General features: G+C 32.6%; 15 protein-coding genes, 1 tRNA gene and 1 pseudogene. 13 read left to right on the forward strand and 4 right to left on the reverse strand.

Annotated features, from left to right (window positions below; all coding sequences use genetic code 11):
• Positions 1-48: 48 nt before the first annotated feature.
• From ACFX5F_RS12745 to ACFX5F_RS12755, 3 genes are all read left to right on the forward strand, one after another.
• The gene (locus ACFX5F_RS12745; protein ID WP_073210276.1) at positions 49-1,119 is read left to right on the forward strand and encodes an anhydro-N-acetylmuramic acid kinase; all 1,071 of its coding nucleotides are present in this window, start codon (positions 49-51) and stop codon (positions 1,117-1,119) included.
• Between the two features lie 67 nt (positions 1,120-1,186).
• Positions 1,187-2,413 (forward strand): Glu/Leu/Phe/Val dehydrogenase dimerization domain-containing protein, encoded by a 1,227-nt coding sequence (locus ACFX5F_RS12750; RefSeq protein WP_073210274.1) that lies wholly within the window; start codon positions 1,187-1,189, stop codon positions 2,411-2,413.
• 185 nt (positions 2,414-2,598) lie between these two features.
• Positions 2,599-3,498: an energy transducer TonB gene (locus tag ACFX5F_RS12755; RefSeq protein WP_379852385.1), complete on the forward strand. Its 900-nt coding sequence runs from the start codon at positions 2,599-2,601 to the stop codon at positions 3,496-3,498.
• 83 nt (positions 3,499-3,581) lie between these two features.
• Here the strand turns inward: ACFX5F_RS12755 and ACFX5F_RS12760 are convergent, their stop codons facing one another.
• Together ACFX5F_RS12760 and ACFX5F_RS12765 are read right to left on the reverse strand one after the other, a co-directional pair.
• Complete coding sequence (locus ACFX5F_RS12760; RefSeq protein WP_379852386.1) at positions 3,582-3,977, reverse strand: ExbD/TolR family protein; 396 nt, start codon at positions 3,975-3,977, stop codon at positions 3,582-3,584.
• A gap of 1 nt (position 3,978) precedes the next feature.
• Positions 3,979-4,674 (reverse strand): MotA/TolQ/ExbB proton channel family protein, encoded by a 696-nt coding sequence (locus tag ACFX5F_RS12765; RefSeq protein ID WP_039110270.1) that lies wholly within the window; start codon positions 4,672-4,674, stop codon positions 3,979-3,981.
• Positions 4,675-4,803: 129 nt separating this feature from the next.
• On the opposite strand from ACFX5F_RS12765, the gene ACFX5F_RS12770 reads away from it, so the two are divergent.
• The 5 genes and pseudogenes from ACFX5F_RS12770 (at position 4,804) to ACFX5F_RS12790 (ending at position 11,285) form a co-directional block, all read left to right on the forward strand.
• Positions 4,804-6,024, forward strand: coding sequence for a bifunctional folylpolyglutamate synthase/dihydrofolate synthase (locus ACFX5F_RS12770; RefSeq protein ID WP_379852387.1), 1,221 nt, complete (start codon positions 4,804-4,806; stop codon positions 6,022-6,024).
• A gap of 88 nt (positions 6,025-6,112) precedes the next feature.
• Positions 6,113-6,190 (forward strand) — tRNA-Val (locus ACFX5F_RS12775).
• 309 nt (positions 6,191-6,499) lie between these two features.
• A complete protein-coding gene (locus tag ACFX5F_RS12780) occupies positions 6,500-7,285 on the forward strand; it encodes a type IV toxin-antitoxin system AbiEi family antitoxin domain-containing protein (protein ID WP_379852388.1) in 786 nt (261 codons plus the stop codon).
• Positions 7,286-7,326: 41 nt separating this feature from the next.
• Positions 7,327-8,214, forward strand: a pseudogene (locus ACFX5F_RS12785) (nucleotidyl transferase AbiEii/AbiGii toxin family protein); the annotation flags it as partial.
• A gap of 68 nt (positions 8,215-8,282) precedes the next feature.
• Entirely contained in the window at positions 8,283-11,285 is a 3,003-nt protein-coding gene (locus ACFX5F_RS12790) for a TOTE conflict system archaeo-eukaryotic primase domain-containing protein (protein ID WP_379852389.1), read from the forward strand.
• 374 nt (positions 11,286-11,659) lie between these two features.
• Here the strand turns inward: ACFX5F_RS12790 and ACFX5F_RS12795 are convergent, their stop codons facing one another.
• Both ACFX5F_RS12795 and ACFX5F_RS12800 read right to left on the reverse strand, forming a co-directional pair.
• Positions 11,660-12,817: a sensor histidine kinase gene (locus ACFX5F_RS12795; protein ID WP_379852390.1), complete on the reverse strand. Its 1,158-nt coding sequence runs from the start codon at positions 12,815-12,817 to the stop codon at positions 11,660-11,662.
• 178 nt (positions 12,818-12,995) lie between these two features.
• A complete protein-coding gene (locus tag ACFX5F_RS12800) occupies positions 12,996-14,339 on the reverse strand; it encodes a sigma-54-dependent transcriptional regulator (RefSeq protein ID WP_379852391.1) in 1,344 nt (447 codons plus the stop codon).
• Positions 14,340-14,564: 225 nt separating this feature from the next.
• Here ACFX5F_RS12800 and ACFX5F_RS12805 point away from each other — a divergent pair, with 225 nt between their 5' ends.
• From ACFX5F_RS12805 to ACFX5F_RS12825, 5 genes are all read left to right on the forward strand, one after another.
• Positions 14,565-15,803, forward strand: coding sequence for an efflux RND transporter periplasmic adaptor subunit (locus tag ACFX5F_RS12805; protein ID WP_379852392.1), 1,239 nt, complete (start codon positions 14,565-14,567; stop codon positions 15,801-15,803).
• Positions 15,804-15,860: 57 nt separating this feature from the next.
• Positions 15,861-16,562, forward strand: a complete 702-nt coding sequence (locus ACFX5F_RS12810) for an ABC transporter ATP-binding protein (RefSeq protein WP_379852393.1) — start codon at positions 15,861-15,863, stop codon at positions 16,560-16,562.
• Positions 16,563-16,674: 112 nt separating this feature from the next.
• A complete protein-coding gene (locus tag ACFX5F_RS12815) occupies positions 16,675-19,116 on the forward strand; it encodes an ABC transporter permease (protein WP_379852394.1) in 2,442 nt (813 codons plus the stop codon).
• A 43-nt stretch (positions 19,117-19,159) separates the two neighbouring features.
• Positions 19,160-21,577 (forward strand): ABC transporter permease, encoded by a 2,418-nt coding sequence (locus ACFX5F_RS12820; RefSeq protein WP_379852395.1) that lies wholly within the window; start codon positions 19,160-19,162, stop codon positions 21,575-21,577.
• Positions 21,570-22,871 carry a TolC family protein gene (locus tag ACFX5F_RS12825; protein ID WP_379852396.1) on the forward strand — a complete coding sequence of 434 codons (1,302 nt, stop codon included), beginning with the start codon at positions 21,570-21,572 and terminating at the stop codon, positions 22,869-22,871. The genes ACFX5F_RS12820 and ACFX5F_RS12825 overlap by 8 nt, the downstream gene beginning before the upstream one ends.
• The last annotated feature ends 340 nt before the right edge of the window (positions 22,872-23,211 follow it).

Here is a 23,211-nt window from a genome sequence, read left to right on the forward strand (position 1 = left end):
ATACTTTTTTCTTGTGAATTTATCAATTTTGATTCGTAAATTTGGGGTATGAAAGCAGAATACTATAACGTTATCGGAGTAATGTCAGGAACATCGCTAGACGGAGTCGATTTAGCTCATATTGAATTTAGGGTAGCGAAAGAAAAATGGTCGTTTGAAATAATTGAAAGCGAAACAATTAGCTATAGCTCGGACTGGATAAATAGTTTAAAAATGGCTGTAAACTTTTCAATAAACGAATTGGATGCTTTAGACCAAAAGTACACTCAACTTCTTGCTAGTACCATTTCTAATTTCATTAAAAAGTACAATATCGAAAACATCGATGCTGTTTGCTCGCATGGTCATACCGTTTTGCACCAGCCACAAAAAGGCTTCACACTTCAAATTGGCAATCTCCCTGAGATTTCATCCTTGGTTCACCAAACCGTAGTTTGTGACTTTAGGGTTCAGGATGTTCAATTGGGAGGGCAGGGCGCTCCTTTGGTTCCAATAGGCGACCGAATGTTATTTCCTGAATATGACTATTGTATGAATTTAGGCGGGTTTTCAAATGTTTCTTTCGAAGAAAATGGCAAAAGAATTGCTTTTGACATTTCTCCTGTTAATACAGTTTTAAATTTTTATGCAAACCAGATTGGCCTTGATTATGATGACAAAGGCAGCATATCAAGAACTGGAATTTGCAACGAAAATTTAATGACTGAATTAAATACTTTAGATTTCTACCAAAAAAAACATCCAAAATCATTAGGGCTTGAATTTGTAATAGATTTCGTTTTGCCAATAATTGAAAGCTACAAAATTACTACAGCAGATAAATTAAGAACTTTTGCTGAACATGTCGCCCTACAAATCGCAGCGGCTTTACCTAATAAAAAAGGAAACCTGTTTATCACTGGTGGTGGTGCCTATAATGACTTCCTAATTGCAAGGATTCAATATTATTTACCGGAAATGAAAATTATAATTCCCGATAAAAAAATATTGGAATTCAAAGAAGCTTTAATATTTGCTTTGCTAGGCGTACTGAAATTGCGGGGAGAAATCAATGTGTTAAGCAGTGTAACGGGGGCCAAAACAGATCACAGTACCGGAAATATCTATTCCCAAAAATAATATTCCAAATACATAATTCGCATTATTCTATTTTTTATATTTGCCCAAATTAAACATATCGCAATAAATGAAAGATTTATTAAAGAAATTCGAAAATAAGGAACCCGAAATCATTTTTAACTGGAAAGATCCCGAAACTGAAGCTGAAGGATGGACAGTCATCAACTCCCTTCGCGGTGGTGCTGCCGGTGGCGGAACACGTATGAGAAAAGGATTAGATATGAATGAGGTTTTGTCATTGGCAAAAACAATGGAAGTCAAGTTTTCGGTTTCAGGACCCGCTATTGGCGGTGCTAAATCTGGAATTAATTTTGATCCAAATGACCCAAGAAAAAAAGGCGTTTTACAACGTTGGTATAAGGCAGTATCGCCATTATTGAAAAGTTACTACGGAACTGGTGGTGATTTAAATGTAGATGAAATTCACGAAGTGATTCCAATGACGGAAGAATGTGGTGTTTGGCATCCGCAAGAAGGTGTTTTTAATGGTCATTTTAAACCAACCGAAGCGGATAAAATCAATAGAATTGGTCAGTTGCGTCAAGGTGTGGTTAAAGTAATAGAGAATCCAAAATTCTCACCAGACGTTTCTAGAAAATATACTATTGCAGATATGATTACTGGTTTTGGGGTTGCTGAAGCGGTTCGTAATTATTACACTATTTACGGCGGTGATGTAAAAGGCAAGAAAGCTATAGTTCAAGGTTTTGGAAATGTAGGCTCAGCCGCAGCATTTTATTTAGCCGAAATGGGAGCAAAAGTAATTGGTATCATTGATAGAGATGGTGGTTTGATTAACGAAGAAGGTTTTACTTTCGAAGAAATAAAAGCATTATTCCTTGCCAAAGACGGAAACAAACTTGTTGCAGAAAATATGATTCCTTTTGAAGAAATCAATCAAAAAATATGGACAATTGGTGCTGAAATATTCACTCCTTGTGCAGCTTCACGATTAGTTGCTCAATCTCAAATTGACAGCTTAATTGCTAATGGTCTTGAAGTAATTTCTTGTGGTGCCAATGTACCATTTGCAGACAAAGAAATATTTTTTGGTCCAATTATGGAAGACGTAGATCATAAAGTGAGTTTGATTCCTGACTTTATTTCTAACTGCGGAATGGCTCGTGTTTTTGCTTATTTCATGGAAAAGAAAGTACAAATGACGGATGAAGCTATCTTTCAAGATACTTCGGCAACTATAAAAAATGCGATTGAAAAAGCGTATAATTTGAATCCATCAAAAACAAATATTAGTGCTACTGCCTTTGAAATTGCATTGAAGCAATTGACATAAAAGATAAAACACTATAATTTTAATACTGCTCGGATTAAACAGATTCACGATATCTGTTTAATCCGAGTTTTTTTTACTTTAAACAGCAATAATTAATTTTAACAATAGATTACCTTTTCTCTCTTGGCAATTTTTAGTACATTTCAACGTTTTTATTCATATCCTTTTTAAATATTAAAATACCGATGAGTTCCACCATTTCTTCAGATCAAAAGAAATCATTAGCAATATCTTTACTTTTATATGCAACTTTGCTGCTAATTTTATTTTTCATCCGATTTTGGCCCCCAGCCAACATGTCTGAATTAGCTGGTGGCGGAGGTGGCGGAGGAGTTACTGTAAATTTCGGCGATAGTGATTTAGGCTCAGGAGCGAATTACAAGAGTGAAGTTTTAGAAGTAAAAAACCAAACCAAACAAATCCCTGTAAAAGCAACACCTGACGAAGCTATCCTTTCACAGGAAAATACAACGGAAGAAAGTGTAGTAATCCCTCAAAAAGAAAAGACTAAAAAAACCATCGTTCCGGTAAAAGAAATAACAAAACCAGTTGTTGTAAAACCTAAAGTTTCCAATAATACAAATGATGCGTTATCCAGTATCCTAAAAGGATCTAATAAAGGAGGAGATGGTAATGATAAAACAGCGGGAAATAAAGGAAAATCAAACGGAAGTTTGAGTTCTAATGGCTATTATGGCACCGGAGGTTCTGGTGGAGGAACAGGCGGAGGAAATGGTACTGGAAACGGAATAGGAACTGGAAGCGGATATGGTTCTGGAAGCGGCGGAGGATCTGGAAGTGGTTCTGGTGGCGGTACTGGTTATTCTTTAGGAAATAGAAAAGCGGTTTCTAAACCCGCTCCAAAATATACCTGTAACGAACAAGGTAAAGTGGTAGTTGAAGTTTCCGTTGATAGAAATGGCCGAACGATAAATGCGGTTGCCGGAATAAAAGGAACAACTAATACGGCAAGTTGTTTATTAGAACAAGCAAAAATCGCTGCCATGAATACTAGATGGGATGCAAGTAGCGATGCCCCGGAAAAACAAGTTGGAAAAATAGTTTACAATTTCAATTTGAATTAAAAATCAAATGCCAATTTCAATAATTTAAACATAAAAAAAATGCCTCGATAAGTCGAGGCATTTTTTTTATACTAAAGATGACATTACTTAGGACTCGTAGCAATCACAAATTTTAAATTATTTTTTACTCCAATCTGCAATACATCAACCAGATCCTGCACTTGTAAATTGAATGGGATCCTTACCACAACGGTTTGATCCTTTTCACTATTCATTTTAGACATTAAAGTTGTTTCTAACTCCTCAAATGTTACGGGCTGTTTGTCGATAAAAAACTTCTTGTCTTCTGTAACGGACAAACTAATGTACTGCTTATTTGTTTTCTCGTTTGCTTTTGCTTTTGGCAACGTCATTTTTATGACATTTGGATTGGCCAAAGTAGATATAATTAAAAAAAACAACAACAAGAAAAACATAATATCGCTCAATGACGAAGTAGCTACTTCGGCATGAAATCTCCTTTTTCGTTTTATAGACATGTTACGATCTTTGAATAATATTTACGAATTCCAGTATCTGTTTTTGAATTTTTAAAGCAAAGTTATCAATCTTTCCGTTCAATAAGTGGTACGCGCTGTACGCAATAATACCAACTAATAACCCCGAACCACTACTGATCATTTTCTCGTATAAACCTCCCGAAATGTTACCAATACTAATATTTTCTGTAACTGAAATGCTATAAAATATTTTAATTACTCCTGAAATTGTTCCAATAAATCCTAATGTAGGTGCAATCCCTGCAATAAGACCTAATTGTCCCAGATGCTTTTCCATTTCTCCAATTTCAATGTCGGCAGCGCGATCCATATTAGATTCAATCTCGGCAATAGGTCTGCCAATAACAAGAATTCCTTCTTTAATAATGTTACCTGAAGACGTGTTGCTTCTTTCGGCAATGGATCGAGCCAATTCCAAATTACCGGAATTAAGATTGTCTCTGACATCTAACATCAATCGGTGATCAATTTTAGAGGCTTTATTAATGTATAAAGTACGTTCTATAATCAAATAAAAAGTATAGAATAATAGGATTGAAATTGGAATTAAGAAGAACCCTCCTTTTAAAATAAATTCCAAAACAGATATTTCAGTATTTGGAGCAATTTTCTCGATTACTACGTTTGACGCAGCATTGGCAATGGTGTCGGCTTGTAATTGTATAAAACTAAACATATATTATTATTGATTTTTACTCATTAATTCTAAAAATTATTTCAATTTTGCAATAAAGATACTTTTCGATGTACTATTAAACTAAAAAAAACGAAAAATATTTTAAACAACCACAATTTTATTCAAAAAATGAACTATCAGGAAACTATAAATTGGATGTTTAATCAACTCCCGATGTACCAACTACAGGGCGCTTCGGCCTACAAAAAAGATTTAACCAATACGCATTTACTAATAGCTCATCTTCATAATCCTCAAGAAAAAGTAAAATGTATTCATGTTGCAGGAACTAACGGAAAAGGCTCCACTTCACACATGTTGTCATCCATACTTCAAGAAGCGGGTTATAAAGTTGGATTGTATACTTCACCACATTTAAAGGATTTTCGAGAACGTATAAAAATAAACGGAAAGGATATTTCTGAAGAATTTGTTACTAATTTCATAAATGAGCACAAATTTTTTTTCGAATCAAACGACATGAGTTTTTTTGAAATGACCGTTGGATTAGCTTTCGATTATTTTGCAAAAGAAAAAGTGGACATCGCCATCATCGAAGTTGGAATGGGCGGAAGATTAGATGCCACAAATATCATTATACCGATTGTATCCGTGATTACAAATATTGGTTTGGATCATACCCAGTTTCTTGGCAACACCGTTGAAGCCATCGCTTTTGAAAAAGCAGGAATTATAAAGCCAACCATTCCCGTAGTGATTGGAGAATATACTACTGAAACAAAAGCTGTTTTTTTGGCTAAAGCCAAAGAATGCGATTCAGAAATCTATTTTGCTTCTGATTTGATTTCAGAGAATTATCCTTCAGATTTAATTGGGGACTACCAAATGCATAATAAAAAAACCGTTATTGAGACTATTTCAATTTTAAATACTCAAAAGGAATTTAAAATTACACCAGAAAATATAAAATCTGGTTTATTAGCGGCAGTAAAAAATACCGGCTTACAAGGCAGATGGCAACAATTAGGTCAATTTCCTAAAGTTATTTGTGATACTGCACATAACAAAAATGGACTGGAGATTGTTTTGAAACAAATACAAAAAGAAAAATTTGATGATTTACATATGGTATTTGGTGTCGTAAATGACAAAGATTTGGATGAAATACTTCCCTTATTCCCTAAAAATGCATTTTATTATTTCTGTAAACCTAATATTCCTCGTGGTTTAGAGGCTTCTATTTTACAAAAAAAAGCAACTATGTTCGGCCTGAAAGGAGAAGTATACAATTCTGTAACAGACGCTTATCAAAAAGCGAAACAGAACGCTGCAAATTCTGACCTTATATTCATTGGCGGAAGCACCTTTGTAGTAGCAGAAATTTTATAATTTTTTTTTATTTTTTACTTGCAAATCTAGAAAAGTGGCGTATATTTGCACACGCAATAACGGGAACGAAAGTAACTAAATTGCACTAGGGCGATTAGCTCAGCTGGTTCAGAGCACCTCGTTTACACCGAGGGGGTCGGGGGTTCGAACCCCTCATCGCCCACCATAATTTACAAACCTCCAAAGTCATTTGATTTTGAAGGTTTTTTTTTGGTTCGAAAAATTGACTGATATTTATCTAATATTTGTCAGCCCCTAAATTTACTTGGATTAGACGATTCGAATTACGTAAGGTCTCTTTAACAATAAAGCCCTACATATTACATTTGTAATAAAAAACACCATAATTGCAGAATTTAAACCAATTAAAAACAACGGTGATTATCGCCGTTAAAACAATATTTTGTAAACCAAATAATTTATATTACCTTTACATAACGGCGATTAACGCCGTAATATGCTAAATTTTTAAATTATGGCAGTAAATGTAGCGCGAAGAAAAGAGTTATACGAAATAATGCCCGAGGGTTTAGTAACTACTCATAAATGGCTTATGGAAAATAATTTAAGCCGTCATGCAATAGACAATTTACTTAAAAGCAACCAATTAGAATCTATAAGCAAAGGAGTTTATGTTAGAAATGTCAGTAAAATATCTTGGCAGTCGGTAGTTTTCTCGTTGCAGTCAATATTGAAAACAGATTTGGTTGTAGGTGGTTTAACAGCACTCAAAATACAGGGATTATCGCATTACTTATCATTATCAGATAACAAAATAGTACATTTATTCGGAAATGATGTACTGCCGGAATGGGTTGCAAATTTAGATTTGAATGTAAAATTTGTTAGACATACTACTAATAGTTTATTTGTTAAAAATCCAGAAGAAAACAAACAATTACAACCTTTTACATCAAAAAGGGATTGGGATAATGATAATCGAAAACTAATTATATCTTCGCCAGAAAGAGCGTATCTCGAAGTATTGTTAGACGTACCAAAAAAAATAACTTTTGAACACGCTGATCAATTAATGCAAGGGCTAACAACATTGTCGCCTAGAAATCTTCAAAAAACACTAGAATGGTGTCAAAACGTGAAAGTAAAACGGCTTTTCTTTTGGTTTGCAGACCGTCAAAATTATGTTTGGTTGGGTAAAATAAATCGAGAAAACATAACATTTGGTTCTGGAAACAGAATGATAATAAAAGGCGGAAAATTAGATAACAAATATAAAATAACAGTTCCAGAATGGCTATAGACGCAAACAATATATACCGCAGGTAAGTACAACTTTTAGTTCGTGTTTTACCGTTAGTGGACACCGAAAAATGTTTTGCGCTAAAAGGCGGAACTGCAATCAATTTATTTTACAGAACACTTCCTCGACTTTCGGTTGACATCGATTTACTATACATACCAATGGGTGATCGAGAAACAGCATTGATTAATATTAGAGCTGCTTTATCAAGAATAAGCAAATTGATACAGCAAAAAATACCTGGAAGTAAAGTACAAGATGCACACGACCAAAGCGATGCATTACGACTAATTGTTAGTCAAGGAGATATACGTATTAAGGTAGAATTATCGCCAGTAATTAGAGGAACTGTTTTTCCAGAAGTAAGGATGGAGGTTGTTGAAGAAGTGGAAAACGAATTTGGATATGTAGAAATGCAAGTAGCATCACTTCCAGATTTATATGCTGGTAAATTATGTGCAGCTTTAGACAGACAACATCCAAGGGATTTATTTGATGTAAAATTTCTTCTCGAAAACGAAGGGATAACGGATAATTTACGAAAAACATTCTTAATATTTCTAATAAGTCATCAAAGACCAATGTCAGAACTGTTGGCCCCAAATCGAAAAGAAATTAGTGAAATTTACGAAACAGAGTTCAAACAAATGGCTGAAGTGGATGTTCCTTTAGAACAATTGGAAGAAGCTAGAGAAAATCTAATTCATCAAATCAATTCTCAAATGACAGATAATGAAAAGAAATTTCTTTTGTCATTCAAAAACAAAACTCCTGATTGGAATTTACTAGAAATGGAAAATGTTGACGTTATTTCTAACCTTCCTTCGGTGCTTTGGAAAATGATAAATCTTGAAAAAATGCCTACCCAAAAGCACAAAGAAGCAATTGATAAATTACAAAATATATTATATCCAACGCATATAAAATAGTCTGTAAATCTAACATTCTAATTCACTTGTAATTTCTTTAACGAATAGACTATTTGAACATTAAAATTATGTCAACATCAGCCGAGAGAAATAACATCCAACTATTCAAATCTATTTTTACAGGAAGAGAAGATGTATTTGCAGTTCGGTGGGAAAAAGGGAGTAACAGTGGCTATATGCCAGCCTATTTTTATGACCCATATCGGTATCGAGTTCATAAAATGAATAGTGGCACTTTTCAAAATTATGCAGATAAAGAATATTTGCCTTTTACAGAAAGGGAAATTGAAAAACACTTAAACGGAGAACAACATATTGGAGTTTATCCATTACTCAAAGACAATACTTCGTGGTTTATCGTGGCAGATTTTGATAAAGTAGATTGGGCTGATGACTGCAAAAAGTTTATAAATGCTTGTAATGAAAAAGGAATTCCTGCCTATTTGGAACGCTCTCGATCAGGTAAAGGCGGACACGTTTGGGTGTTTTTTGAAAAGCCATATCCAGCCATAAAAAGCAGGCAGTTATTTATTTCTGTTTTACAACAAACAGGAGTCTTTTCTTTGTTTGACAAAAGCTCCAGTTTTGACAGAATGTTTCCCAATCAAGATTTTCTTTCCGGAAAAGGATTTGGAAATTTGATAGCACTTCCTTTGTATAAGAAAACTTATGAACAAGGAAACAGTTGTTTTATAGATGTAGAAAGTCTAGAGCCAATTCCAAATCAATGGGATTACATAAAAAATATTCAAAGAATTTCGACAATAAAGCTTGATGAATTATACCAAATTATTGATACACCACAAAACATTACTGCTTCGATTGTACCCAAATTGGACAATGAAAAGCTAACGATAAGATTGGCAAATGACATAAAAATTAATCACAATGCTATTTCAACTCCATTAATTAATTTTCTAAAAGAAGAATTGAATTTTCTGAATACGGAATTTTTAGTCAAAAAGAAGATTGGCAAAAACACTTTTGGAACAGAACGTTATTTCAAACTGATTGAAGAAAAAGAAAACGAAGTCATTATTCCTAGAGGTTTTATCGGGAAAATAATTCGATTTTGTAGAGAAAATAAAATCGATTATAATTTTAAAGATGAAAGGAAAAAGTTAAAAGAGGTTGCTTTTTCATTCAATGCACAACTCCGAGAACATCAGCAAATAGTGATTGACACAATTGCAAAGAAAGATTTAGGAGTAATTGTTGCTCCTCCAAGTTCTGGAAAAACTATAGTGGGATTAAAAATAATTGCAGAGAAAAAACAACCTGCATTAATCATCACCCATCGCAAGCAAATTGCAGACCAATGGATAGAAAGAATTGAAACTTTTCTTGGAATTCCAAAAAATGAGGTTGGAAAAATTGGTCAAGGGAAAACCAAAATCGGTAAGCAGATAACGGTTGCAATGATTCAAAGTTTGTCAAAAGAATTGGAGAAACCTGATGGCGAGAAAATTTTGAATGCTTTTGGCACTATTATTTTGGATGAATGCCATCATATTCCTGCTGAAACATTTAGAAATACAATTTCAAAATTGCAAACCTTTTATTTGTATGGGCTGACGGCAACACCATTCCGAAAATACAACGATAGTAAATTGATTTTTATTCATTTGGGCGAAATGATTGCGGAAATAAAATCTGATGAAATAACTACCTCTAAAAAACCGAAAATCATTATTAGAAACACAGAACTTGATGTTCCATTCAATTCAAAAACGGACAAATTTGAGACATTATCAAAAATCCTAATTCACGATTCCACAAGAAACAAAACCATTCTTCAAGATGTTATCAATGAATTAAAATCGGATAGAAAAGTCATTATTATTACTGAACGTAAAGAACATATTGACTCGCTTTATCAATATTTAAAGCAGTCTTACGAAACAATTACGTTGAGTGGAGAAGATTCTGAAAGCAGTAAAAACTCAAAATGGAAATTGCTAAAAGAAGGAAGCTATCAAGTAATCGTAACCACTGGGCAATTCTTTGGCGAAGGAACCGATTTGCAAAATGCCAATTGTCTTTTTCTAGTTTATCCGTTTTCTTTTGAAGGAAAACTAATCCAATACATCGGTAGAGTGCAACGTTTAGAAATAACACCAACTATTTATGATTATCGTGATAGTAAAATTGATTATTTGAACAAAATGTTTCTGAAAAGAAATGTCTATTATCGAAAAATAGACAAACAGGCAACTTTATTTGACGAACCCGAAGAGGAAATTATTGTTTCAAAAAGCAATTTTATTATTGATAAAAAAGTAAAAATTGCATTTGAAAAACTTGAATTTCGTTATGGAAGTATATCTTTTAAATATGAAATTTCAGAAATGAAAACCGAACTTGAATTTGATATTGAAAATCTTGAAATGAGACCAGAATTTGAGGTTTTGAAGACTTATTTTTCAAAGACACTCAAAATTAAAAATATAGAAGTTACTATTCACGCAGAATTTGAAAATGGAAAACTAATGTCGCAATTGGCATTATCCAATGATCTAAAAAAAATAAATAGAGAATTGATTGAAAGTGTAAAGTTTAAATTTGTAGCCACGACTTTCTTAGGAAAACAAAATCCCGTTAGTCAAGAAAATTTACTCGATATAAATCAATTACAAAATGAAAATAATATCAAATTATATAATTCGGGAGATGAATTATTGAATGATTTTTTACAAAATAAAAATTACAAACACCAAACGCATTTAGAATATTTAGCCAACCATCATGAAAGAACTATTCTTAAAATCCGATTCGTTTTGAATCCATTTTCATTTGTTTTTCTTCTAGCTGGGAAAACAGGATTTCATATTGTTTTAGAAACGCTAAATACAGAAGAAGCAACTTATATTTGGCATTTTGACAATGACAAACAATCCCTTCCTAATAAATTAAAACAAATTGATAGCTACCTAAATATCATTAGAAATGACGGAAGACAAGCTTTTATAGAAAATCCACCAGATAATTTTAGTAGAATACTTCACGATTATTCAGCTGACAGAAAAGGTTTTGTAATTTGGAAAGGTTTTATTGAAGAAAGGATTACATAACAAACTGTCAAAGATCAATATTAACTGGGGGGGGGGGGGGGTACTGTATGAAACAAAGCCATAGACAAAGTATGAATAGTGTGCATCTCTAATCATTAAGTTTTTAATACCAGCTTCTTGAAATCATATAGAAAATGGTTCGTAAACAGTTCCGTATGGACCACCATAATTCACAAACCTTCAAAATCATTTGATTTTGGAGGTTTTTTTTGTTTGAAAAATTGACTGATATTTTATAAAATCTCTCAACACCATTGATTACTAACAATGGCAGGTTCGAATTGCGTAAGGTCTTAAGACATAATTCAATAGCAATAATGGTTTTTATCTCCTACATTTTCTTCCTCTTTTTAGCATTTTTCCGTAACTAAAATTTAATGATCAACCAGACAAATTACAAAAGTGGTTTTTCCATCATGATTTCTATGCGCCAAATAGCCGCCATGAGCTTCTACAATACTTTTGGATAAAGTCAAGCCAATTCCGGCACCTTCTTTGCGAGTGGTGAAAAAGGGTAAGAATATTTTACATTCTATTTCTTTTTCGATGCCTTTTCCGTTATCGGTAATCATGATAAAAATTCTCTTTTCTTTAACTTCTGCCGAAATAATAATCTGTTTTTTTTCTGCATTTGCCAAAGCATAAATGCAATTCGTAAAAAGATTAATCAGTACTTGTTCCATTTGTTGCATGTCAACATTTAGCCTGTGGTCGAAAGCAATCGTGTTTATGACTTCTATTTGTTCTTTTTTGAAGATTGGAGCCATAATTTGGAAGCCGTTTTCAATCCACTGCAACAATTCGGTTTTTTCTTTTTTTGGAGATGGCAACATGGCCAGTTTACGGTAACTTTCTACAAATTGTTGTAAATGGTCGCTTCGTCTCAACATTGTAGCAACACTGCTTTTCATGTCGTCCAAATCTTCTGCCGAAATGGTTTCTTGCTGAACCATGTCCTGTAAATTCTGGGACAGTGAGCGAATTGGAGTTATCGAATTCAAAAGTTCATGCGAGATTACTTTCATCAAATTGATCCAAGCCTCTTTCTCTTTTTTTTCAATTACATTTTGAATTGAATCCAGTAAAACAATAAAATAATGTTGTTTATAAATTTCACTACTCGAAGTCTGCATCACAAATGTTTGCGTGTCTTGCTGATTGACACGAATCTCTAATGATGTTTTAATTTCCTGAAAATCCTGTTTCTCGATAATTTCACATAACGCAGGTAAATGATTTTTTAGATACTTCCATTTGGAGACTTTTGGTACATCAAAATGTTTAGCAAAAAAATCATTCATCAAAAAAATGTTCCAGTCATTTCCTTCCTTTTGCAAGATGATAATTCCTGTTTCGATAGTATTTAAAATAGAACGGTAGACAATATCTTTTGAAACCTGCTCGTTTTCTTTATTTTTTAGCGTTTCGTACAGCTTGAATAAAATAGAATAATTTTGATACGATTTATGTTTCGAAAAATCCGATGTAAAATCATTTTGCAGAATCGAAGTGATTGTTCTGTCGTAAAGCAAAAACGTATTTTTAATATAAAAATACATTTCGACTAAGAGAATAAAAAGTACGAGTAGCCCAAAAAGTGCTGAAAAGACGAATCCTTTTTTTAAAATAAATATGGAAATTCCGGAAAGGCAAAGAATAAAAATTAATCTAAGAAAAAGGATCTGGTATATTTTTAAGGATGTAAACATATTAGTTGATTTTATATTTTTCTAAACGTCGGTATAATGCGCCTCTGGACAATCCCAATTCCTCAGCGGTTTTACTGATATTGTTGTTGTTCTTGAATAATATTTTTTCGATGGCTGTTTTTTCGACAGCTGAAAGTTGAATATCGTCTTGGTTTTCTTCGTAAGTGGTTATTTGTCCCAAATCCAAATCGGAGACAGTAATGTGATTATTCTCGCAAAGAATCACAGCGCGTTCTATTCTGTTTTCCATTTCCCGAATGTTTCCGTTCCAAGCATGCTTTGCTATTTGTTCCAATGCTTTTTCGTTAAAAGTGATTTCATCCCGTCCGTATTTAGCTATCATTTTTCGCAAGAGATAGTGTGCCAAAGGGATTTTATCTTCGTCTCGTTCTCGCAATGGAGGTAACACGATTTCCATAGTGTTGATGCGATAATACAAATCTTCCCTGAAGTTTTTATCTACAACTGCCTGCTTCAGATTTAAGTTAGTAGCTGTAATAATCCGGACATTTAACGGTCTCGCTTTTGATTCTCCCAATCGGGTTACCGTTTTGTTTTGGATAACCTGCAAGAGTTTAGATTGTAAATGCAATGGGACATTTCCAATTTCATCCAAAAAAATAGTTCCGTTTTGAGCCATTTCAAAACGTCCTGGAGTATCAACTTTTGCGTCTGTAAAAGCGCCCTTAGCATAGCCAAATAATTCACTTTCAAAAATATTGGAGTTCAACGAACCTAAATCAACATGAATAAAAGGATTATTTTTCCGCTCCGATTGGCAATAAATATGATGTGATAAAACATATTTACCGGTTCCGTTCTCGCCAAGAATTAAAACATTGGCATCGGTTTTTGCGACTTTATCTGCCAGCGAATAAGCCTTTTTTATAATATCCGAATTCCCAACAAAAAATTCTTCTGCAATCCCGAAATCATTTGATTTCTTCTGCTCTTTCCTGCTTTTATCAACAGCTTGCTTAACAACGCTAAGTAATTTTTCGTTTTCCCAAGGTTTTAAAATATAATCAAAAGCACCTGCTTTTAAACCTTCCACGGCCGTTTCAACCTTGCCAAAAGCAGTCATCAAAATGACTATAGTCTTTGGCGAAAGCATTTTTATTTCTCTTAACAAATACAAACCCTCTTTACCATCCTCAAACCCAATTCTGTAATTCATATCGAGTAAAACCACATCAATGGTGTTTTTTGCCAATAATTCAACTACATTTTTTGGATTATTGAGTGTATAAATATTTTCAAAGTACTTTTTAAGAAGCATTTTGGAAGCAAAAAGAATATCTTCTTGGTCGTCTATGACTAATATGGAGGCGTTGGTCTTTTTCATGTGAAGCTAATATTTGCTTTTTTAGAGGAACATGGAATCTTTTTTCTCTATTTTGAATTTTAATTTGGAATCAAAAAGATTTCATTACTGTTCGGTTTCGGACAAAAGATGTTCGATAATGGACACCGTGTGAATTTTATTAAAAATAAAAACTTAAAAATAAGGCTATTACAATGTTTAAAATATCGGCATAAAAATCCCTTTAAGGTTAACAAATAACAAACAATGGACACCGTAATCACAGGTAAAACTAACAAAAATAAGTATCTTTTAATCGCTTTGCCAATTATCTTACTCTTTGGGTATTTTGTTTTTACTTCTGCGACCAAAAAAAGAAGTTTGAACGTAAAAAAAGTTGAAATTACGATCAAGACCGTAGAAAATAATTTTTTCGAAGATTTTATGTCTTTTCAGGCAAAAGCAGTTCCTTTAAATTCAATGTTAGTTAATATTATAGAAGGTGGAGCAGTTCAGGAAATATTTGTTGAAAACGGAGATATGGTTGTAAAAGGACAGCCGTTAGCGCGCTTGTATAATCCTAATGCAGAACTTGCGTATATGCAACAGGAAACAGCGATTATCGAACAAATCAATAATTTGAACAAAGCCAAACTCGATTTAAGAAATCAGGAACTGAATTTAGAAAAAGACTTGATTGGGATAGAGCACGATTATCTTGATGCTAAAAACTTATTCGAATTGAACCAAAAACTTTTTGATAAAGAAATACTTTCTAAAAATGAATGGGAAAAGACCCAAGAAAATTATCGTTTTCAAAAAGAGCGCATGAATATCATCAAAAAAAGTGTCAAAAAAGAAAAATTGGCAAATCAAGTCCAGATAGGACAATTGAATCAATCCATTGGTTTCATGAACAGAAGTTTGGATATTTTAAGAATGAATAAAAAGAATTTCCTTATTACAGCACCAATTTCTGGAAGACTTTCTTCCTTTGAACCTATACTCGGGAAAACCTATGTACAAAATACAAGTATTGGTTCTATTGATGACAGGAAAGGCTATAAATTGATGGCCGACATCGATGAATTTTATTTGGATAAAATTGCAGAGCAACAAAAAGGAACAGTAGATTTTGAAAATAAATCCATCGAAGTTCAAATAACTAAAGTGATTCCCGAAATTAAAAACGGAAGGTTTCAAGTAGAATTGGATTTTGTTTCTGCTGAAAAATTAGATCTAAAACAAGGATTGAGTTTTGGCGTAAAATTAAACCTATCAGAAAAAACCAAGACGGTAGTACTTTCCAAAGGAAGCTTTAACGAAGAAACTAGTGGAAAATGGATTTTTGTAGTCAAGGGTAACAAAGCAGAGAGAAAAGCAATCAAATTGGGTCGAGAAAATCCATTATACTATGAAGTACTCGGCGGATTGAAAGCAGGTGAAAAAGTGATCACTTCCTCTTATAAAGATTACAAAGAAGTCGAAGTTTTGAATTTAGAATAAAAAAAGTAGTGAATAATTAATTTAGATAAAAATAGCATCAATCAAAAAACGAATAGTATGATCACAATTAAAAATCTTTCAAAAGTATTTAGAACCGAAGAAGTGGAAACCATGGCATTAAGTGAAGTTTCATTAACCATTAATCAAGGAGATTTTGTTTCGATTATGGGACCATCGGGAAGCGGAAAGTCCACTTTATTAAATATTGTTGGGTTGCTAGACAGTGCTTCGGGCGGGAGTTATCAGTTACTTAATCAAGAAATGATTGGGCTGAAAGAGAAAGAAAAATCGAAAGCAAGAAAAGAAAATATTGGCTTTATTTTTCAGAATTTCAACCTAATAGATGAATTATCAGTTTATGACAATATTGAATTGCCGTTGATTTACAATAAAGTTCCATCCTCTGACAGAAAGAAAAAAGTAGAAGCAATAGCTGATAAACTAGGAATTTCCCACCGATTAAAACATTTTCCACAGCAACTTTCCGGAGGACAGCAACAACGTGTAGCGGTAGCAAGAGCCTTGATTAACGACCCAAAGATTATTCTTGCCGATGAGCCAACAGGAAATCTAGACAGCAAGAACGGAAATGAAGTAATGGAATTATTGACTGATTTGCATGCCAACGGTGCCACAATCCTGATGGTGACGCACTCAGATTATGATGCTTCCTTCTCGCAGAAGACAATCCTTATGAAAGATGGAGTTGTCATTTCTGAAAAGGTAAATCAAAGAAATGTTGATGTTTTTAAAGTATAAAAATGATAATTATTCTCATATCAATTATCACAATCATTTTTAAGTTGCTTTGCAAAATACTTTTGTAAACCTCTTAAACTTCATCAATCAAAATTAAATCAATCAAAAAGTTATGATTCTCAATTGGATAAAAATATTTCTCTATCATTTAAAGCAAAATAAATTGTTTTCTTTTCTCAACGTTTTGGGTTTGAGCATTGGTATTGCAGGCGTGATTTTCGCCATTTTATATTGGAATGACGAACATAGTTATGATAAATGGAATCCTGAAAAGGATAACGTTTATATGGTTATAAATACTTTGAACAACAATAAATGGCCTTATACAGTTGCTCCCATAGGACAATATTTGAAAAATGATCCCAATGTAGCAAGTTACAATTACAGCTATAATTGGTATGATTCAGATTTGTTTAGCTATAATGGAAAAAAACAAAAAATAGCGAAGGCATTTAATACTCAAAACAAATTTTTCGATTATTTCCCCTTTCCTTTTATTTTCGGAAATGCTAAAAATGCTTTAAAAAATGATTCTTCTATTGCTATTTCTGAGAAAATTTATAATACTTTTTTTAACAAAGAAAACCCAATAGGTAAGCAAATAAAATTTGGAGAAAACTTTTATACCGTTAGTGGTGTTTATAAAAATGAAATGAAAAGCTCTTTTGCTCCTGATGTTGTGATGACAGATAACTTTATAAAAGTTATAACACAGAGTTTAGACCAATGGGAGACTTTTAATTTTTGTTTGCTTATAAAACTTAAGGATAATTCTAAAAAAGAGTTAGTAGAACGAAAAATTGAGCAACTTTTTATTGATAATGTTATTAAACCCGAAGCTAAAGAAGCCAATATTAGTTTACAACAGCAAATAAAAGAACATGGGATAGTTGCTATAAATCTAGAACCACTTAAAGAGGCTCGTCTCAATTCTTCATTAGTAGGAGGTTGGGGATATCCAGAAGGAGTGGGAAATTATCAATATTTAATCATAATGGCAGGATTGTCTATTTTAATAATGATTCTTTCCATTATTAATTATATAAATTTAGCTACTGCCAGTGCTATTAAGAGAGCGAAAGAGGTAGGAGTGCGCAAAGTACTGGGTGCAAGTAAAAGGAATATCACATTTCAATTTATCTCGGAAACACTAGTAATTGTTCTCCTTTCTATTCTTTTCGCATTAGTAATTGTCGAGATTTCATTGCCTTATTATAATGAACTTTTAGACAAAGATTTGAAAATTTATGGTAGTCAATTCTATTTACAATTGTTATTTATTTTCGGAACAGTGGTTTTATTAGGAGGATTTTTCCCAGCGCTATATATTTCAAGTTTTGAAGCACAAAAAGTCTTAAAAGGGAATTTTAACAGAAGTAAGACTGGAATTTGGTTGCGCAACAGTATGTTGGTTTTTCAATTTGCTATAGCTGTTTTTTTTATTATCGGCACAACGATTGTCTACCAACAGGTAAATTACTTAACCAATAAAAACCTTGGCTTTAAGGGTGATCAAGTTATTGAAATTGATTTTCTGAAAAAATTTGACAAACAATCTGAGGCAAGTTATAAGAACGATTTTTTTAAGAACTATTTGGCAACAAAAGATAGATTGAGCAGAATGAAAGGCGTTAATCAAGTGGCTACTGCAAATTTCTCTTTTGGAAATGGTGCACGTTCTTCAAGCGATTATGCTTTTCAAAACGCTCGCATTCAAGGGCTAAACATGGCTGTTGATTTTGGAATGATGGAAATGATGAATATCAAATTAAGTGAAGGAAGGTATTTCAATTCTCAATTCGCTTCAGACACCATCAATAATGTAATGGTTAATGAAACAGCTGTAAAAATATTAGGAATCAAACAGCCAGTAGGAAAAGAAATTGTTTCTCGTAATGGTGAGAAATTCAAAATAATCAGCGTTGTAAAAGACTTCAATTTAAGAGGACCTCAAGAAAAAAACTCATCAATGGTGTTTACGCATCTAAAGACAATGCCATTGATGTTGCAAGGTATAAATTCAATTTTTGTAAAAGTAAAAGGAGAAAATATTGAAGAAACGATGAGCGATATTGAACAATTTTGGAAAACTAAAGTGGATACCGAATATCCGTTCTCGTATGAGTTTGTAGATAAAAAATACGCACGATCTTTTAAGGAATATGTAAAACAAAAAAATCTATTTTCAATCCTAAATGTGGTGGTTGTTCTTATTGCCATTTTTGGATTGTTTGCTCTGGCTTCTTTCTCTATGGAGCGAAGATTACGAGAAATCGCTATTCGAAAAACCTTAGGTGCCGAAACCAATGTTTTGCTCAAAGAATTATCAAAACAATATTTTGTTTTCTGTTTAATAGGTTTTGTAATCGGCGTAGTTCCTGCCTACTTATTATTAGAAAAATGGCTCGAAAATTTTGCGTACCGAATTACAATTCAAATTTTTCCTTTTGCAATTGCTTTTCTGTCTTTACTGTTCTTAACATTAATAATTGTATTGGCAAAAGCTTTTCAAGTAACCAGAATGGATGTTTTAAAATATTTAAAATACGAATAATTAAAAGATTTATACCCTTTTTTAACTAACCAAAACCCAAATAATGTTATTAAACTATATAAAAATATTCCTCTATCATTTAAAGCAAAACAAACTGTTTTCATTTCTAAACATTTTTGGATTGGCCATTGGAATTTCAGGATTAATTTTCGCATTACTGTATTGGAATGAAGAACAAAGTTATGATGCTTGGAATCCCGAAAAAGACAATATATATCAGGTTTTAGTACAGTTAACAGGAATGCCAGTTTTTTCAGATTGTGCTTTATTCCTAAAACCTATTTTAGATAAAGATACTAATGTAGAAAAGGTAGTTTATGCTGACAGCTGGTATCAAAAGGATAAAATTATCTACAAAGGCAAGAAAGAAATAGTTGATAAAATTATTAATGTTGAGCCTGATTTCTTTTCTCTTTTTCCATTTGAAATTATTAAGGGAGATGCTGTTTCGGCATTAAAGGATGATTCAAGTGTTGCTATTTCAGATGTGATTGCTAAACGAGTTTTTGGTGACGAAAATCCGATTGGTAAACAAATAACATGTTTGGATCAAATGTTTATAGTGCGCGCTGTGTATCATATTCCAGGGAACTCTTCAATTGCTCCAGATGTTATAATGAATAAAATGACGCAGTTCAAAAGTGAAAATACGACAGGACCTTTTATATTCAAGTTACTTCTTAAAATTAAAGATCCATTAAAAATTGAGAATACTCGAAAGAGTTTAGAGAAAACTTACAACCAAGATTTTGTTCGGAGAATTGCGCAGGAAGAAGGTTTTACTTTAGAAGAAATGGCTAAGAAAATAGGTCATTTTAATGTAGTTATAGAGCCACTTTCAAAAGCGAGATTACATTCTATTACAGATGGATATCCAGAAGGGAGAGGAAATTATCAGTTTTTGTTGATTATGGTTGGGTTATCTGTTTTAATTCTCATTCTTTCGATTGTAAATTATATCAATTTGGCTACAGCGAATGCGGTTAAACGTGCTAAAGAAGTTGGTGTTCGTAAAGTTGTGGGGGCTTCAAAAGGTACTATTGTTATTCAATTTATTTTTGAAACTGCTCTAATAAGTTTGTTTTCGATTTTACTAGCATTAGTTATTGTTGAGTTGACTTTGCCGTATTACAATGATTTTTTAAATAAGAGTTTACGAATAATAGGCAGTCAGTTTTATCTGCAATTAATTCTGATTTTTAGTATTACAGTTTTGGTAGCAGGAATACTTCCAGCCGTTTATGTTGCTAATTTCGAAACTTTAAAAGTTCTGAAAGGTAATTTTGGAAGAAATAAAAACGGAATCTGGTTGCGTAACGGAATGTTGATTTTCCAGTTTACAGTGGCTACTTTCTTTATTGTTGGTTCTTACATTGTGTATCAGCAAATCGATTATCTAACCAATAAAGATTTAGGTTTTAAAGGAGATCAAGTGATTGAAATTAATTTGAATTTTCCTGATTCGGATTATGAAGTGGAAAACGTAGGGCAAAATATCTACAACAAATACAGTACAATAAAACAAGAACTGGCTAAAATAAAAGGTGTAGAACAAGCTTCTACAGGATTGATTTCATTTGATGGTTCAGATGATTCATTAGGAGGTGTATTGTACAATGATGAACTTTTTAAAGCACGAACAATTGCAGTTGATTTTGGTATGTTCGAAATGATGAAAATAGAAGTAGTTAAAGGAAGGTCTCTAGATCAGAAACATGCTTCGGATACTATTACTTCTGTGGTGATTAATGAAACAGCACAAAAGTTGATGAACATGAAAGAGCCTATAGGAAAAGAACTAATTATCAAAGAACGAAAATTAAAAATCATAGGAGTTGTAAAAGATTTTAATTTATTAAGTCCTGAAGTTGCGGTGTCCGGGATGTATTTCTATCATCTTAAAACAATTGGTATTGCTCAAAACATAGATAAAGTTTATATAAAACTAAAAGCAGATAATATTGAAAATACGATTGCCGATATTGAAAAATTATGGAGCAAAGTCGATACCGAATATCCGTTTAAATACGATTTTGTAGATAAACTATACGCTAGAACCTATGAATCGTATGTGAAGCAAAAGAATCTTTTTTCATTGTTAAATATTGTTGTAATTGGTATTGCGCTTTTCGGGTTATTCGCCTTGGCTTCGTATTCAATTCAAAGACGCATGAAAGAAATTGCAATCAGAAAAACGCTTGGAGCAGAAACCAATTTATTATTGAAAGAACTCTCTAAACAGTATGTTTTATATTGTGTCATTGGGTTTTTAATTGCTTTGTTTCCCACCTATTATTTATTGAATATGTGGCTTGAGAATTTTGCTTTTAGAATTGAAATGACCTTGTTTCCATTCCTTTTTGGCTTTATAATATTATTGGTTTTAACGTTAATCATTGTTTTGTCAAGAGCCTATCAAGCAACAAAAACAGATGTTTTGAAATATTTAAAATATGAATAAAAAAATTGTTTTTACGGTTGTCTTTTTAGCCTTTTGTGCATTGGCAAGTGCTCAGGATACTTCTTGGTCGCTCACACGTTGTATGGAAACGGCTTTGAAGAATAATATCGAAATAAAAATCGGACAACTCGAAATAAAAAGAACTCAAAAGTCACAGAATTCAGTTTTAAATAGAATGTTACCAACTATTAACTTGTATGCAGAACAAGGATATAATTTTGGATCTACGATTGATCCGTCGACTAACGGAAGAGTAAGCTCTAACATTCAAAATAATAATTTCTACCTTAATGCCAGAACTAATCTGATAGATTTTAGTGCTTTTGCGAATGCTCAAAAAGATAAAATCAATATTGAGCAAGCCCAAGCCGAAAAAGAAGTCTTAGAAAACGAATATAAATTGCAGCTTTTGGAAAGCTATTATCAGGCACTTTATACTCAGGAGTTATCGAAAATCCAAAAAGAGCAGCTTAGGCAAGCTTCATTCAATCTGGACAGAGTAGCTAAAGAAGTGACCATTGGGAGTAAACCTCAAAGTGATTTGTACGATATGCAATTGAGCTTTTCGGAAGAAGAAAATCGAAATCTTGAAACTGAACAATTGTGTGCCATAAAAAAAACAGAATTATTCCAGTTGATGAATGTTACGGATGTAGCGACCAATGATGTTGTATTAGAACCATATTTAAAGGAACGAACTAAAGATTCTGATAATGAGTTGTATAATCCTAAAATTAAACTTGCCGAGCTCAATTATCAAAACAGTTTGAAGTTGATCCGTTTAGAAAGGACGAGTAATTATCCAATATTGTCAGCCTATTATGGGTATTCCACTTTTTATTATAAAAATATTAAACAAGAAAATGCAAACACAGATTCTTTTTTCAATCAATTAGAAGATAATAAAAGTCAACAAGTTGGTATGCAGTTGAGCGTTCCAATTTTTAATGGCTTTAGAAACAATAAAAAAATCAGTGCATCAAAAATAGTAGGTGATAAGGCAAAACTAGTCATAGAGCAGGAAAAACAACTATTGGACAAACAAGTTGTATTGGAAGAACAAAACAAAAGGAATTATTCGCAACTTCAGCATAAATTGATGGAGAAGCAAAAGTTTGCCAAATCTTCCTTAGCCACTACACAAGCTAAATTTACAAGTGGTAAAGTGGAAGCTATTGTATATTCCTCAGTGAAAAATCAATCGCTTTCGGCGGAATATGATGTTTTGAAAAATAATCTTCAATTGGAGTACATTGACTTGAAGATAAATTTATTGAAATATAATTATTTATAAATATTAAACTTTAAAACGTAGAAGATCACAGTTATAGTAAAGCAAGATAAAGCTCATTATAAAACTGTAAAAACTAATTTTTTTTCTATCAATCCTGAAAAATTATCTATTTTCACTCTCTATGTCGTACTAAAGAACGAACTTGAAAATGTTACTTTAAGTTGTCAAAAAATGTCAATATAGGCACCAAGTGTTCGATTGCAGTCCCTGACAGCCCACAAAAAACTCCTTAAGAAATTAAGGAGTTTTTTTTATGTCTTATTTCGCTTAAAACATCCCGCACAAACCTCAAATAACAACTTTAAAAAGGGTCCAATTAATATCCCAAAAAAATTATAGA

Origin of the sequence: Flavobacterium zhoui, assembly GCF_042787235.1 — a bacterium.
Classification (GTDB): domain Bacteria; phylum Bacteroidota; class Bacteroidia; order Flavobacteriales; family Flavobacteriaceae; genus Flavobacterium; species Flavobacterium zhoui.